This window comes from Pseudarthrobacter sp. TE3704, assembly GCF_056279405.1.
This window is the reverse complement of the sequence record NZ_JBWCCJ010000005.1, coordinates 42,686-57,435: the sequence shown is the minus strand read 5'-3', so window position 1 is coordinate 57,435 and position 14,750 is coordinate 42,686. Positions and strand designations below refer to the sequence as shown.

Genomic DNA, 14,750 nt, shown 5'->3' with positions numbered 1-14,750 from the left:
AAAGCAGGCACTGGCATGGCTTCAAAGGACGTTTCATGGCTCCATGCGGCTTCTTCATTGCGCGTGGGCGGGCGGCCCAACGCGGAGATCCAGTCGCTCAGGGATCGCTTCCTGGCCGAGCCCGAGGCGACGGACCTAAGCAGTCTGCGGCCCGTTATTGCCCGATCCTGGCAGCGGAGCCTGGCCTGCAATGTGACCGCCGCCTCACCCTTTCTGCAGACGGGGGCCCACCAGGCTGACGAGCAGCTGCTGGCTGCCGCCGAACCCGTCTTGACCGAACTCGAACGTCTGTGCAGCGACTCCGGGGGACTGGTGGTCCTCACTGATGCCGAAGGCACATTGGCTGTCTTCCGCGGCGATGCCACAGAACGTCGGAAAGCGGAGCGGTTGTTCCCGAGCCTGGGAGCGCGGATGGCGGAGGATCTGATTGGAACCAATTCCGACGGAACTGTTCTTGAGGAGGGCCAAGCAGTACAGGTCTGGGGCGCCGAACACTTCCATGAGGCGCTCCAGAACACTTACTGCACGTCCGCTCCAATCCGTGACCCGATACGCCGATCCGTTCGGGGTGTCCTGGGCCTGATGTTGCCCGAGAATCTGGCCCGCAGCACGGATCCCGGTTCCGTTCTGTTGACGGTCCACGGAGCGGCCGCAGACATCACCAGGAGGTTGGCAGAAAGGCTGGCGGCCCGGGAGCAGGCGCTGATGTCCGAATACCTCAAGGAGATCCGGAAGCGCGGGGCCGATGCGGTGGTAGCGATGGACGAGCGCACCACGATCGCCAGCAGGAGCGCCCTAAGCATGCTGGATCCAAGCGATTTCGCGGTACTCGCGTCCCTGGCACGGGAAGCAGAGCAGCGGGACGGTTTATCCCAGCATCGCCTCAACGTCAGCACTGGCAGTGAGGTGCAGCTTCACATCCGTCCCATGGATTTCCACGAACCAGGCTCCGGCGGAGCGTCCGTGGTGCGTGTCCAGCTGCCCTCCGCTACTCAGAGTGTGCGGGCGGCGCCAACTGTACGCGAACCGCAAGCACAGTTTGAGGGGATGGTGGGAACCAGCCGGGCACTGAAGAGGTCCCTTGGCGCCGCAGCTGCAGCCGTGAGCCGGCGAATGCCTGCCTATATCATCGGCGAGCAGGGCAGCGGCAAGCGCACGTTGGCGGAGGCGATGGCCCGGCGCCTGTCACGGGAGACCCGCCTATTCGACTTCACCCAGCGGCAGCGTGGGGCGGTCACCATTGACGACGTCGATGCGGCCTTGGAACAGGGGGCAGCCGTCATCCTCCACCGCCTGGACAAGTGTCCCTCGCCTATTCTGGAGGATCTGGCCGCCTTGCTCCAGGTCCTGGAGCAACCCCAACTTATCTTGACCGCGGGCGCCGTCAGCGATGACCTCTTGCCGGTACTCTCTGCGCTGAGGGGCATTGAGGTAGGTATGCCGCCTCTCCGTGACAGGCGCGAGGACGTTGTCGGTCTGGCGTCGCACTTGCTCAGGAATGCACTGGGAAGGGAAGTCCGGATGTCGCCGAAGCTGCGGGATGCGCTGGTAGCCGCGGACTGGCCCGGCAACGTGCGGCAGCTCCGCGACCTGGTCGAATCGGCTGCCACGCGTTCCCTGCGCGGCGAACTGCACCTGTCGGATCTCAACGCGGTACAGCTGCGCGGACTCGGCACCATGCCGCTCACCCGGTTGGAAGAAGCGGAACTCCAGCAGATCAGGGCCGCACTCGCTGAGGCTTCAGGTAACCGGGTGCGGGCCGCCGTACTGCTGGGAATCGGCAGATCCACGCTCTACCGCAAGATCGAAGCATACGAAGCCAAAGGGTTCGATCTGGCGCTCGGCTGAGGTTTTGTCCGCGCAGAGTGCATCATCCTGGCACAGTTCAGGTGGATTTCGAAGATCAGAATCTAGGAACTGACGGGGAACCCGCTTGAAGCCACCCGCCAGTTCACAACAGCAGGACCAGCCGGCTTGCCTTTCACCCGACACAGTGCGAGTCAACGATGACTCCACTCCTCCGAGGAGAACAAACGTGAAACAAGAACTCCCCGTCCAAAGCGCAGCAGCGGACAATTCAGAAGACCGTGAAACCCGATCGTCCATGTACCAACTGAGGGGCCGGATGGGAACCACCGGGCTGCTCTTCACGGTGCTGGCCTTCACGGCTCCCTTGGGCGTCGTCTTCGGCTTTGTCTCCGTGAATATCTCCTTCGGGATAGGGGTGCCGGTCGCTTTCGTCGCGGTTGCTGTCCTGATGGCACTCTTTGCCATGGGGTTCACGGGAATGACCAGGGCCATACCGCGCCCAGGTGCGTTCTACACCTATATCCGCGAAGGGTTGGGCCGTCCCCTCGGCCTGGGCGGATCCTTCCTTGCATTGGTTACGTACGGATTCAATGTGACCTCATGCATTGTCGTTTCAGGCATCGCCGTGAACAACCTGCTCGGTGCATTCATGGATGTTGTGACCACCCCCTGGTGGTTATGGAGCATGGTGATGTTCGGCATCGCGTGGGTGCTGAGTTACTTCAACGTAGAGCTCTCCGCCAAGGTCCTCTCCGTCATCCTGGCAGTCGAGGTCCTCTCGGTAGCGGTTTTTGACGCGGTCATCATCGCCAATGGAGGCCCGGAGGGTCCGTCCTTCGAACCTTGGGATCCGACCAACCTGTTCACCCCGACCATCGGTGTCCTCCTGTTGTTCAGCATCGGTGTGTTCAACGGATTTGAAGCGACGGCCATCTACAGGGACGAGGTCAAGAAGCCGGCCATCACCATTCCCCGGGCCACCTTCCTGGCGGTTGCTTTCCTGGGCATTTTCTACGCCATCTCGGCGTTTGCTCTGATCCTGTCAACGGGAACATCACAGGCAGTGGCCGCAGCCCAGACGGACCCTACGGCAATGATGCCTGACGCGCTGCTGCGCTACTTTGGAGCCTTCGCGAACCAGGTCATCGCCATCCTGCTGGTCACCAGCTTTTTTGCCTCAGGTCTGTCCCTGCAGAACATCCTGTCCCGCTACACTCATTCCCTCGCCGTTGATGGCATCTTTCCGCGGTCGATCGCGGCGGTCCATCCCAAGCACGGGTCTCCGCACCGCGCCGCAGTGACAGTTGGGGCCGTTCTCCTGCTTGTCCTGCTCGTCCTGGTCCTGTCGGGCGGTGAAGAGAATTCCCTTTACGCAGCGGCCGCAGGCGTTGCGTTTTATGGAATGCTGCTCCTGCTCTGCTTGACTGCCGTGGCCGTCATTGTATATTTCCGCAGGAACAGGTCGTCGATGTCGTTCTGGCGGACGCTGGTCGCGCCTATCGTCGCGCTCGTAGGGATTGGGTTCGCTTTGTTGACCGCTTCCTTCAACATGGAGCTGCTGGTGGCCGGAGATCCGCTCCTGCTGACGGTCCTGCTTTTGATTCCGTACGTGGCGATAGCCGTCGGCGTCTCCGTGGCGCTGGCCCTCCGAAGCCGGAAACCGGACACCTACGTTCGGATCGGACGCGCCCTGGACTAGGACAGGAAACCGGAGCAGCAGCCATTGTGCATGGCACGCCAAAAGGAGGCCGGATCGTGGTGATCCGGCCTCCTTTCATCGTCCAAAGCCATCAGGAGCCCGGAAACTCAGGCCCCGTACGTCGTGTGCCCTGAAACTTCGGGAATTTCCACCCAGTTTCCGGAACTGGCGCTGCGCAAGGAAGCATCCACCAGTTCGGAAGCTGACCAGCCGTCAGCTACCGACGGGCCGAGTTGCTTGCCTTCGGCCACCGACCGCAGGAACAGTGCAGCCTCGATTGTCTTCAGGTCGTTGAACCCGATTCCCGGGCCCGGGCCGGGCTGGAAGCGACCAAACTCTCCAAAGGAAGGCGGGGTCATGATCGTGCGGTATCCGCTGCGGTCAGTCGCCAGCTCCAACTGGTTCATCCGTTCGAAATTCCAGCGCAGGGATCCTTCCGTGCCGTACACCTCGATGATGTATTCGGCGTGCGGACCGATCGCGACGCGGGTGGATTCGAACATGCCGATCGCGCCGCCATCGAAGCGGGCAAGCATGGCGGTGTAGTCCTCGTTCTCAACCTCGCGGGTGACGTCCGAGGCCTGGCCCATGTCGAAGGAATTGGAGGAGTTGCCGGCAGGCAGCGGCCGGTCCTTGATGAACGTCTCGGTTACGGCATTCAGCGACGTTATGCGGCCCACCAGGAACTGGGCGAGGTCGAATCCGTGGCTGAGGACGTCGCCCAGCACACCGGATCCCGCACGAGCCTGCTCGTACCGCCAGGTGAACACCTGGGTGGGATCCGAGGCGTAGCCGGTGAGGAGGCGGATCTGCACGTTGGTGATGCGGCCCAGCGCGCCGGACCGGATGAGGCGCCTAGCTTCCGCCACGGCGGGTGCATGCCGATAGTTGAAGCCTACGGACGTGATGAGGCCGGCGGCCTCAGCTCCTTGGGCTATCTCGCGGGATTCCTGCGCGCTGCGCCCCATGGGCTTCTCGATCCAGAAGTGCTTGCCGGCCTCGATGGTGGCCAGTGCGATTTCATGGTGGAGAAAGTTCGGGGAGCAAATGGACACAACGTCCACGTCCGGGTTCTCAAGTACCTTGCGGTAATCCGTGGCCGTTTCCCTGTAACCAAGCGCGTCCTCGGCATGATGGCGGCCCGCATCATCGGGGTCCGCTGCGATCACCAACTCGGGATGCCGGGGCAGTTCCGGAAAGAACTGTTTGGTGGCCAGGTACGCGCGCGAATGCAACCTGCCCATCCATCCGACCGAAATCAGGCCAACCCCAATGCGGTTCTGCTGTTCCAAAAGGACTCCTTAGTTTGTCGCTCTCGGCGGTGCTGTGCCGCAGACTGACGGCGGCATCTGATGATCAGCCTAGGAACGTTGGCGGTGTGTGCTGTGTCTCAATGTGAGACACCCGGAGGCAGGGGAGCGCTGTTTTAGTGGAACGTACTAGTCCGTTTACTGCCAAGCAAGAGGAGCCCGTCGCCGATGATGGACCGCGATCAACAACTTCGAACGGAATCCCTTCGAGTACTCATCACTGGTGCCACATCGGGTGTTGGGGAAGCGACCGCAAAGCTTTTCGCGAAACGGGGAGCCCGGGTGGCGCTGCTGGGCCGGCGTTCTACGGAACTGCAGCGCGTGGCTGAAGAGATCGACTTCGGTGCGCACACCGTCGTTGCCGATGTCTCCGATGCCGCCGCAGTCAAGAACGCCGTCCGGGGAGCGATCCACGCGTTGGGCGGCTTGGACGTCGTGATCAATGCTGCGGGTGTGGCCGGGCACGTTGCTCTGGAAGACCTCAACGACGAGCGCTGGCACGAAGTGCTGGAGACAAACTTGTCCGGCACTTTCTTCGTTGCGCGGGAAGCCGCGCTCCACATGCGGCGGTCAGGAGGAGGCTCGATCGTCAACGTGGCATCCGACCTCGCTGCCATGGGCATGCCGGGGCTTGTTCATTACTGCGCGGCCAAAGCTGGTGTTGTGGGACTGACTCGCGCCCTGGCGCTGGAACTCGCACCCCTTGTCCGCGTGAACGCCGTTTGTCCAGGGCCGATTGATACACCCATGGTGCGTGAGGGCCTGGCAGCGGCGCCGAACCCAACGGAAGCCCGGAGCTTGAAAGAAGGCACGGTGCCGCTAAACCGGCTCGCGGATCCGGACGAGGTGGCAGCGGCTATCTATTTCCTGGCTGTGGAAGGGACTTTTGCTACCGGAACCAGCATGGCGTTCGACGGCGGCACAACAGCTGCGTAGGAACGCTCCAATTTACCTGTCAAGAGCGAACAAGCCCAAGGAGTTTTAAAAGACATGGAAGAGTCGAACTACAAGGACCTCCGGAGCGCGCGATGGTTCGCACCGCACGACCTCACCGGATTCGTTCACCGAACAGCGATCCAGGCAGAGGGCTTCTCGCGCTTTGCCCTCAAGGACAAGCCCGTCATCGGCATCGCCAACTCCTGGTCGGAGCTGGTCAACTGCAACATCCATTTCAAGCTGCTGGCAGACGCCGTCAAGCGCGGCGTTCTCATGGCCGGCGGGCTGCCGCTCGAATTCCCCACCATTTCCCTGGGTGAAAGTCTCATGAAGCCGTCGGCCATGCAGTTCCGAAACCTCATGGCCATGGATGTTGAAGAGTGCATCCGCGCCTACCCGCTGGACGCCATCGTTCTCCTGGGCGGTTGTGACAAGACAGTCCCGGCTCAGCTCATGGGGGCCGCCAGCGCAGATGTTCCAACCATCATGCTGACCGGCGGCCCCCAAGAGCCTGCACACTTCCGGGGGAAGCAGCTCGGGGTGGGCACAGACACCTGGAAGTACGCCGATGAGCTCCGCGCAGGGAAAATCACCGAGGCGGACTTCGACGAGCTTGAATCGGCTGCGAAACCTTCTGCCGGACACTGCAGCGAGATGGGCACAGCCTCTACCATGACGTCCCTCGTCGAAGCACTCGGCATGTGTCTGCCGGGCACTGCGTCGATCCCTGCGGTAGATGCGCGTCGCGCCCAAGCGGCGGAAGCCACCGGCCGCCGGGCAGTAGAGATGGCTCTGTCCCAGGGGCCGAAGCCCAGCGAAATACTGACAAAAGAGGCCTTCGATAACGCGATCACCCTCCTGATGGCTGTGGGGGGTTCCACCAACGCCGTCGTGCACCTTCTGGCACTCGCAAGGCGCGTCGGCTATGAGCTGCCGTTGGACCGCTTCCACGAGATCTCCCAACGGACCCCTCGCATCGTTAACGTACGTCCGTCCGGCGAGTACTTGGTGCAGCAACTGTTCCAGGTCGGCGGCATCTCCACCGTACTCAAGGAACTGGCGCCGCTGCTGAACACGGAAGCCCTCACGGTCACCGGGGAGTCCCTTGAGAATGGCTACAGTTCGGCCCCCGAACCTGACGGAGTCGTGGTCAGTACTCTCGAGGCCCCCTTCGATGCCTCCGGAGGCATCGCCGTCGTCCGTGGCTCTCTGGCACCCAACGGAGCGGTCATCAAAAGGAGTGCTGCGTCCAAGGATCTGCTGCAGCACAAGGGCTCAGCCGTGGTCTTCGAGGACATTTACGACCTGGGACGCAGGATTGACGATCCAGACTTGGACATTACCGAAGAATCCGTTTTGGTCCTGCGCAACAGCGGGCCTGTAGGAGCTCCCGGCATGCCCGAATGGGGCATGCTTCCCATTCCCGAGAGGCTTCTGCGCCGCGGGATCCGCGACATCGTCCGCATATCCGACGCCCGGATGAGCGGCACCGCCTTTGGCACCACCGTGCTGCACGTGTCTCCGGAGGCCGCCGTAGGTGGACCGCTGGCGATTGTTCGGGACGGGGACCCCATCGTGCTCGATGTTGAGAACCAGCGCCTGGACTTGGACATCCCTGCAGAAGAGATCGAGAGCCGGCTGGCAGAACTCAAGCTTCCGGAACCGAAATACCGGCGCGGCTACGGACGGCTCTTCATCGATCACGTGAACCAGGCCGACGAAGGTTGCGACTTCGACTTCCTCAAGGGCCTGCCGGACGAGGAGCCACAACGCTTGCCATACGGCCTGATGAGCGGTTGGCAGGGCGGCTGGTAAACGGCTGCAAACTGCAAACACAAGAACAAGCAGGGGCTGCTCCCAGGCGCGGCCCCGGGAAGGGGAAGGTGTGTCAAGACCAAAAGTGATGGTAATTGTCCAGGAGGGCCGCCCCCGCCCTCCTGTTGAACGGTTGGAAGCCGAGGCAGATGTCGTGGTGGTGCGCACCGCGGACGAGTTTCGGGCCGCCCAGCCCGGCGCGGAGATCCTGTTCCTGAACGACTTCAGGACCAATCTCCTGCGTGAGGTGGGGCCGGGGGAGCTGCGGTGGATCCACACGTCAAGCATCGGCGTTGACAGCCTCATGACCGATGAAATCATCAACAGCAACATCGTTGTCAGCAACTCCCGCGGCGTGTGCGAGCGGCCAATCGCAGAGTGGGTCCTGGGCGTCCTGCTGATGTTCACGAAAGACCTGCGCCGCACCATAGAGCTGCAGCAGGCGCGCACCTGGCAGCACCGCGAAACCGAGCCGTTGCTGGGACGTAAAGTCCTGGTGGTGGGGCCGGGACCGGTTGGCCGCGAAACCGTCCTCCTCCTGCGAGCTGCAGGAATGACCGTTAGCGTTGTCGGCCGGTCTGCCAGGAACGATCCTCAGCTGGGTTCCATCTCCGGCTTTGATGAGCTTGACCAGCTTCTTGGCCAAGCCGATGATGTGGTGCTGACCCTGCCGCTCACATCCGAAACCCGTGGGCTGTTCAACTCGTCGCGGTTCCGCAAAATGCGGCCCGGGGCGCGCCTGGTAAACGTAGGCCGCGGGGCGGTGGTGGTGGAGCAGGACCTCCTTGACTCCCTTGACGCCGGACACCTGGGCGGGGCGGCACTGGATGTGTTTGAACATGAGCCCTTGGACGCCGGGAATCCGCTGTGGAGCCGTCGGAACATCCTCGTCTCCCCGCATGCATCCGGTGACTTGATCGGCTGGCGTGGAAGAGTAGTGGATTGCTTCGCGCGTAATCTCAGGCGATGGAAAGCGAATGAGCCCCTGCAGGACGTGGTGGACCTGAAGAAACTTGGTCCGGCTACTCCTGCCTTGGCCTCTGACGCGCCCTGATGAAGCCGTTCCGTGGGGTATTCCGAAATTCTGGAAACAGGGCCGGAATGCCCCATGGGATCGGGTGTCCCAAGCTGGTACAGTGCTCCCACGATCCGCGTCGGTAGTGTGATTCAGCACTCAAAATTTCGTGACGAGGATTACATGTTAAGCACAACAAGAGGTACGACGAAAACGCCGACCCAGACCCAGGACCACAAGCTCAGCGGCAACATGGGCGTGGGGGAGCTCGTGATGAACGTGCTCGCCTTTTCCTCTCCGCTGACAACAGTTGCAGGCACCTTGCCTGTGATGCTTCTTTTCAGCGGGCACACGGCGCCGGGCATCTACCTGCTAGTGACGCTCATGCTACTGATCTTCTCTGTTGGCTTCGTGAAAATGAGCCGCAGTGTTGATGCGCCGGGTGGTTTCTACTCGTTTGTCACTGCCGGACTGGGTAAGCCCGCAGGTCTTGGAGGAGCGCTGCTGGCCCTCTTCGGATACGTTTTCATTGGTTTCTTTGCACCCTCGCTTTTTGCTTTGACTCTCCAAAGCTTCGTGGTGAACACGTTGAACGGCCCCGATATCCCTTGGTACTGGTATGGGCTTGGCATCATCGCTATCACCACACTCCTGGCATATCACCGCATTGATCTCTCCGCAAAGGTCCTCACGGTCGTCATGCTGCTGGAATCGGCAGTCGTGGTCATCTTCGACGTCGCCGCTTTCGCCGCAGGATCCGGAGAGGTCGTACAGGGCATCGGCTTCTCTATGCCGTGGATTACGGATGCCGGGCTGGGGCTGGCGCTGCTGTTCGCCGTCGGAAACTTCTTCGGGTTTGAAGCGACAGTGATCTACCGGGACGAAGTCAAGAATCCGGACCGCACCATTCCCCGGGCCACCTACATCGCGGTAGTGGGAATCGGGCTGTTCTACGCCGTGGCGGCCTGGGCCTACACCGCATTCATTGGGGCAGAGAAAGTTCAGGGTGAAGCTGCCGCCAACACCGTGAACCTCTTCAATGACGGCGCCACGGTCCTCGTGGGCAAGATCTTCGCGGACATCGCAGTGGTCCTTCTCATCACCTCGATCCTGGCTTCAATGCTTTCGATCCAGAACATCGCCGCCAGGTACAGCTTCTCGTTGGCGGCCGACGGGGCGCTGCCCTCCGCGCTCGGCCGGGTCCACCCCCGCCACAAGTCACCCTACGTTTCCGCACTGGCAGTTGGCCTCCTGTGGGCCGCCGCTACACTGGTCTTCACCGTGGTGGGAGTTGCTCCCGAGATGCTGTACCCCATTGCCAGCGGCAGTGGGACCTTTGCAGTGCTGCTCTTGATGTTCATCACGAGCTTTGCTGTTCTCGTCTACTTCGTCCGCCGCCGCAGCTTCGCTCCGGAGTCGGTATGGAAGACCATCGTTGCTCCCATGATCAGCGTGGTTTTCCTGGGCCTTATCACCTACCTGGCAATCACAAATTATCCCGAACTCATCGGTGGGTCAGTCGTCATGACCGCGATCTTTATGACATTTACCTTTGCCCTGTTCTTTGGCGGCATTGTTTATGCATTCCTGTTGCGGTCCAAGCGCCCGGATGTTTATGCCCGCCTAGGCCGCCAAAAGACTGATTGAAATTCCCCTTTCAAAATACATACGTTCGGAGATCTGCAATGACGCAACAGCTCAGAATTGGCTTGTTCGGGACCGGACGCATCGGTCAGGTTCACGCGCTGAGTTTGGCCAGCTTGGAGGAAGCAACGCTCGCCTGGGTGTGTGACCCGTTCCTAGAGGGAGCCAAGCAGACAGCCGCCGAATTCGGTGGTCGCGTGAGCGATGACCCGGTCGAAGTCTTTGCATCAGGAGAAGTCGATGCCGTCATTGTTGCCTCACCAACAGCGACCCACGTGGATCTGGTGGAGAGAGCCATTGATGCAGGTGTGCCCGTGTTGTGCGAAAAACCCATCGACCTGGAAATTGCCCGCGTTGACGCGATCCGGGCCAAGGCTGCCGCCGCGGATGTCCCCATTGCCCTGGGTTTCAACAAGCGCTTCGACAGGCACTTCGTGGAACTGAAGCGCCGTGTGGGAGCTGGCGAGATCGGTGCGCTGGAACAGCTTGTCATCACCAGCCGAGATCCGGGAGAACCGCCGGCAGCCTATGTCAGTCAGTCGGGCGGCATCTTTCGGGACATGACCATCCACGACCTGGACATGGCGCGGTACTTCATACCCCACATTGTCGAGGTGTCGGCGCGCGGCGCGAACGCCTTCAGCGAGGACATTCGCAATGCTGGCGACTTCGACTCGGCAGTGGTCACCCTACGCGGATCAAATGATGAGTTAGTGACCATCGTGAACTCACGCCACGCAGCGTACGGCTACGATCAGCGCATAGAGGCCTTCGGTCCAGCGGGCTTGCTTCAGGTGGGCAACAAGAATGACGCTCTTGTTCGGCACTGGGGAGCCAGAGCGGTCGAGGCGATCGGCCCTTACCAAAACTTTTTTCTCGAGCGATACGCGGAAGCCTACCGCCTGGAGGTGGCCGAATTCCTGCGTGCCGTACGCGGTCTGCCTTCGCGGAGCCCCGGCTTCGAGGACGGCCGCGCCGCGCTGATCCTGGCCGACGCCGCAGAGAAATCCGCCCGGACTGGGGTCGCGATAGAAGTGGACCTTACCTAGAGGAGCCAACAATGCCGCTTGCCCTGGGCCGCGATGTTTCGCAACAGCATCTGCAGCCCAGGGCAGGCTCTTTCCTCTGATCACCAAGAACCAACCCGAATGATCGGGCGGCAAGCCGATGTCGGCACAGCCATGGTGGCGATTGACTTGCGAGGTCAGCGTCGTCTCCTCCGCGTCATAGACGTCTTCAGGCCCGGTTGGGCATAGGAACATAAGCCGGTGTCCACCGGATTTCGGACCAGCATTGCCATGCGTAGAATTGGGCAGGAATTGAAACGATCCATACGGAGTTTTCCGGTGCTTCATTGCCCTGTTCCAAATTGGCACACATGCCGCATTCTTGAATCCGTCAAAGTTCAAGTAAGTGAAACAGTGTGGTGGGGGTCACGCAGTAAAGGGATTCTTTTCAACTACCCCTGAACTGCAGGATCAAACAAAGACAATTTGATCGACCGCCGCCGCCTAAGTTGTTTCACCGGTTCATTTGCATAGCCCAATCGAACGAGGATGAGATGACCGACGCACCACCGGCGACCCCTCCACTGGTCGCCCTTAAGGACATACATAAGACATTCGGGGCGGTGTCCGCTTTGCGCGGCGTCAGCATCGATGTCCAGCCCGGCGAAACTTTCGCGTTGCTTGGCGACAACGCTGCCGGCAAATCAACGCTTATGAAGGTACTCACAGGCGTTTACCAACCCGATCGGGGTTCCATCGAGCTCGACGGAAAGAAGACGGAGTTTCCCACCCCCTCAGCCTCCCGGGACCAGGGGGTCGAGATGGTGTACCAAGACTTTGCCTTGGCAGACAACCTGGATGTCCGTACCAACATTTTCCTGGGACGGGAACCGCAAAAGAACATCCTCGGCCCCTTCCTGCGGATCATCGACCGCAAGAAAATGGAAGTCGAGACCAAACGGGTGCTTGAACGCCTGGACATCCCCATCAACCCCCGGCTCAAGGTCAAGCGGCTCTCCGGCGGCCAGCGGCAAGCGGTCGCGATCGGGCGCGCACTTGCCTTCGACGCCCGGCTGATCATCATGGATGAGCCCACCGCCAACCTTTCCGTCGCGAAAGTGGACAAGCTCATCGAGGTGACCCAGCGCCTCAAAGACCTGGGAATAGCCGTCATCATCATCACGCACCGGCTGGACGAAGCCTTTGCCGTGGCCGACCGGTTCGCCGTCATGCGCCAGGGGCAAGTGGTGGGCCGTTTCCGGGTGGGAGACGTCACCGAGTCCCAGGTGGCACACCTCATTTCCCACGGCACGTTGGACGACTACGTTGACGACGGCAGCGGCATACCCGAGGAGCGACGCAAGATTGGCAGCACCTCATCCCTGCCCGTTGTCAACGCAATGGCAGCACCCGGAACGACGATCAACGGGAGCGACTCGTGACCCTGACATTGGATAACCTCAAGACAAAACTGGGGCCCGCGGACCTTGAAAGCGGGTCGACCGCCACCAAGGTCAAGCGCTTCATCGGGGACTACGGCATCCTCGTGTTCTTCGTACTGATTATTGCCTTCCTGACTTTTGCTGCTCCCAACTTCCTCACACTGAACAACGTGGTCAACGTGGTCAGGCAGTCGTCCATCATTGGACTGATCGCCTTGGGAATGACGTTCATCATGATTACCGCGGGCATTGACCTCTCAGTCGGCTCCATAGTGGGCTTGGCGGGCATGACGTTTGCGTTGCTCGCCCCCGCCAGCGGTGGGGCGTTCTGGTTGCCGTTGATAGCGGGTCTGGGCGTCGGCCTGCTCGTGGGTTTCCTGAGTGCGGCGATGGTGGTGTGGGGTGCCATCCTGCCCTTCCTGGCAACGCTTGCCACGATGGCCATAGCCCGCACAGCGGCCCTGGTCATCACGGATGGTCAAGTGGTTTCCGGCCTGAGCGGCCCGGCGGAATGGCTGGGATCGGGCTTCGTCGGTCCCATTCCCGTCCCGGTGATCATCTTTCTGCTGGCCGCGGTGATCTGTGAGTTTGTTCTGAGCCGTACCAAGTTCGGCTCACACGTCTACGCAGTCGGGGGAAACGAAGAGTCGGCCAAAAAAGTGGGAATCTCCACCAGCCGAGTACTTTTCACCGTTTACCTCATCGGCGGTGTCACCGCCGCACTGGGTGGCCTTGTCCTGACTGCCCGTCTGGATGGTGCAGCGCCGGTGGCCGGTACCGGCTACGAGCTTCAGGTGATCGCCGCCGTCGTGATCGGTGGGACGAGCCTCTTCGGCGGCGTCGGCACCATCCGTGGAACCGTCATCGGGGTCCTCCTGCTGGGCGTCGTGATGAACGGCATGAACCTGATGGGCGTCTCCTCCTACTACCAGCAAGGCGTGCAGGGCGTCATTTTGGTGCTCGCAGTCCTCCTGAACCGGTGGAAGTCGGACTGACCGAACCACCCCCAAACAAGGAACAAAAGATCTCCTTGCGTACAGACAAAACCCCCGAAAGGAACAACCATGCGAATGCAACGTAAAATCGCCGCGGCGGTCGCCATGATGGCAGCAGGCGCCCTCACCCTGACAGGGTGTGCCGGTAGCAGCAATGCAGGCAACAGTGGCGGGACGGACAAGACCTACAACATTGGCGTTGTGGTGCTTGACCTGCAGGACCCGGATCTGGCCCACATGACCGACGCCATGAAGAAGACGGCCGATGAAAAGGGCGCCAAGCTGAACATTACTGACTCCAAGAAAGACGTCGGAAGTGAACTGAACCAGGTTGAGGACCTCCTCACCCGCCAGGTTGACGCCATCATCATGCAGCCCTTGGACGGGGAAGCCAGCCAGAACGCGGCAAAGCGGGTAATCGCCGCCGATATCCCGCTGTTCATCCTGTCCACAGAATTCGCAGAGGGTGCGGACGTTGGATACAAGAGCTACATCGGTGTAGATGACACCGTGGCCGGTGAAATGCAGGCCGAGTACTTGAACATGACGCTTCCTGAAGGCGGCAACATTGTCTTCGCCGCCGGAATTTACGGGGCGTCCTGGACGGATCGCCGCAAGAGTGGCTTTGACAGCAAGATCAACGAGAACTTCAAGGTGGTTGCGGAGTTCCAGGCCAAGGGCAGCCGTGACGACGCCAAGCGAAACATGGAGGATACTCTTCAGCGCTTTGGCGCCGGCCAAATCGATGCCGTAGTGGCCAACAACGACGAGATGGCCATTGGCGCAGCCTCTGCCATTGCTGACGCTGGCCGTACTGCCGAGTTCAAGGCGGTAGTTGGCGTCGACGGTACGGAACCGGCACTGCAGGAAATCAAGGCAGGAACTATGTCGGCAACGGTCCGCCAGGACTCTGCTGGGCAGGGTGCCAAGGCAGTTGAGGTTGTTACCGACTTCCTTAAGGGCGGAAACGTGGAGAACCGGTACACGCTGCCGTTCACGCTCATCACCAAGGACAACCTTTCCGAGTTCTTGAAATAGCAGTTCCATCAATCCAACGGGCACAGCGGATGCATCCGCT

11 protein-coding genes are annotated in these 14,750 nt (G+C 61.0%); 10 read left to right on the top strand and 1 reads right to left on the bottom strand.

What is annotated here, in order from left to right; genetic code table 11:
- Window positions 1-15 precede the first annotated feature (15 nt).
- Both ACZ9BC_RS14510 and ACZ9BC_RS14505 read left to right on the top strand, forming a co-directional pair.
- Window positions 16-1,848 carry a sigma-54-dependent Fis family transcriptional regulator gene (locus ACZ9BC_RS14510; protein WP_476246547.1) on the top strand — a complete coding sequence of 611 codons (1,833 nt, stop codon included), beginning with the start codon at window positions 16-18 and terminating at the stop codon, window positions 1,846-1,848.
- A gap of 187 nt (window positions 1,849-2,035) precedes the next feature.
- Window positions 2,036-3,508: an APC family permease gene (locus ACZ9BC_RS14505; protein ID WP_476246546.1), complete on the top strand. Its 1,473-nt coding sequence runs from the start codon at window positions 2,036-2,038 to the stop codon at window positions 3,506-3,508.
- Between the two features lie 107 nt (window positions 3,509-3,615).
- On the opposite strand, the gene ACZ9BC_RS14500 is transcribed toward ACZ9BC_RS14505, so the two are convergent.
- Window positions 3,616-4,800, bottom strand: a complete 1,185-nt coding sequence (locus tag ACZ9BC_RS14500) for a Gfo/Idh/MocA family protein (RefSeq protein WP_421093320.1) — start codon at window positions 4,798-4,800, stop codon at window positions 3,616-3,618.
- A 186-nt stretch (window positions 4,801-4,986) separates the two neighbouring features.
- Here ACZ9BC_RS14500 and ACZ9BC_RS14495 point away from each other — a divergent pair, with 186 nt between their 5' ends.
- The 8 genes from ACZ9BC_RS14495 to ACZ9BC_RS14460 all read left to right on the top strand — a co-directional run bounded on the left by ACZ9BC_RS14495 (window position 4,987) and on the right by ACZ9BC_RS14460 (window position 14,710).
- Window positions 4,987-5,754, top strand: a complete 768-nt coding sequence (locus ACZ9BC_RS14495) for an SDR family NAD(P)-dependent oxidoreductase (RefSeq protein ID WP_476246545.1) — start codon at window positions 4,987-4,989, stop codon at window positions 5,752-5,754.
- Window positions 5,755-5,808: 54 nt separating this feature from the next.
- Entirely contained in the window at window positions 5,809-7,569 is a 1,761-nt protein-coding gene (locus tag ACZ9BC_RS14490; RefSeq protein ID WP_476246544.1) for an IlvD/Edd family dehydratase, read from the top strand.
- 70 nt (window positions 7,570-7,639) lie between these two features.
- On the top strand, window positions 7,640-8,623 hold the full coding sequence (locus tag ACZ9BC_RS14485) for a D-2-hydroxyacid dehydrogenase (RefSeq protein ID WP_476246543.1): 984 nt from the start codon (window positions 7,640-7,642) through the stop codon (window positions 8,621-8,623).
- A 144-nt stretch (window positions 8,624-8,767) separates the two neighbouring features.
- Entirely contained in the window at window positions 8,768-10,231 is a 1,464-nt protein-coding gene (locus tag ACZ9BC_RS14480; protein ID WP_476246542.1) for an APC family permease, read from the top strand.
- Window positions 10,232-10,269: 38 nt separating this feature from the next.
- Window positions 10,270-11,277 carry an inositol 2-dehydrogenase gene (iolG, locus tag ACZ9BC_RS14475; RefSeq protein ID WP_476246541.1) on the top strand — a complete coding sequence of 336 codons (1,008 nt, stop codon included), beginning with the start codon at window positions 10,270-10,272 and terminating at the stop codon, window positions 11,275-11,277.
- Window positions 11,278-11,789: 512 nt separating this feature from the next.
- Window positions 11,790-12,677, top strand: a complete 888-nt coding sequence (locus ACZ9BC_RS14470; RefSeq protein WP_476246540.1) for an ATP-binding cassette domain-containing protein — start codon at window positions 11,790-11,792, stop codon at window positions 12,675-12,677.
- Window positions 12,674-13,672, top strand: coding sequence for an ABC transporter permease (locus ACZ9BC_RS14465; protein ID WP_476246539.1), 999 nt, complete (start codon window positions 12,674-12,676; stop codon window positions 13,670-13,672). Before ACZ9BC_RS14470 ends, ACZ9BC_RS14465 begins: the two co-directional genes overlap by 4 nt.
- Window positions 13,673-13,741: 69 nt before the next feature.
- On the top strand, window positions 13,742-14,710 hold the full coding sequence (locus ACZ9BC_RS14460) for a sugar ABC transporter substrate-binding protein (RefSeq protein WP_476246538.1): 969 nt from the start codon (window positions 13,742-13,744) through the stop codon (window positions 14,708-14,710).
- The last annotated feature ends 40 nt before the right edge of the window (window positions 14,711-14,750 follow it).

Bases quoted from the DNA above. Each gene is read 5' to 3' on its own strand.
- ACZ9BC_RS14510 (WP_476246547.1), top strand. From the start codon at position 16: ATGGCTTCAAAGGACGTTTCATGGCTCCATGCGGCTTCTTCATTGCGC.
- ACZ9BC_RS14495 (WP_476246545.1), top strand. From the start codon at position 4,987: ATGATGGACCGCGATCAACAACTTCGAACGGAATCCCTTCGAGTACTC.
- ACZ9BC_RS14490 (WP_476246544.1), top strand. From the start codon at position 5,809: ATGGAAGAGTCGAACTACAAGGACCTCCGGAGCGCGCGATGGTTCGCA.
- ACZ9BC_RS14480 (WP_476246542.1), top strand. From the start codon at position 8,768: ATGTTAAGCACAACAAGAGGTACGACGAAAACGCCGACCCAGACCCAG.
- iolG (WP_476246541.1), top strand. From the start codon at position 10,270: ATGACGCAACAGCTCAGAATTGGCTTGTTCGGGACCGGACGCATCGGT.
- ACZ9BC_RS14470 (WP_476246540.1), top strand. From the start codon at position 11,790: ATGACCGACGCACCACCGGCGACCCCTCCACTGGTCGCCCTTAAGGAC.
- ACZ9BC_RS14460 (WP_476246538.1), top strand. From the start codon at position 13,742: ATGCGAATGCAACGTAAAATCGCCGCGGCGGTCGCCATGATGGCAGCA.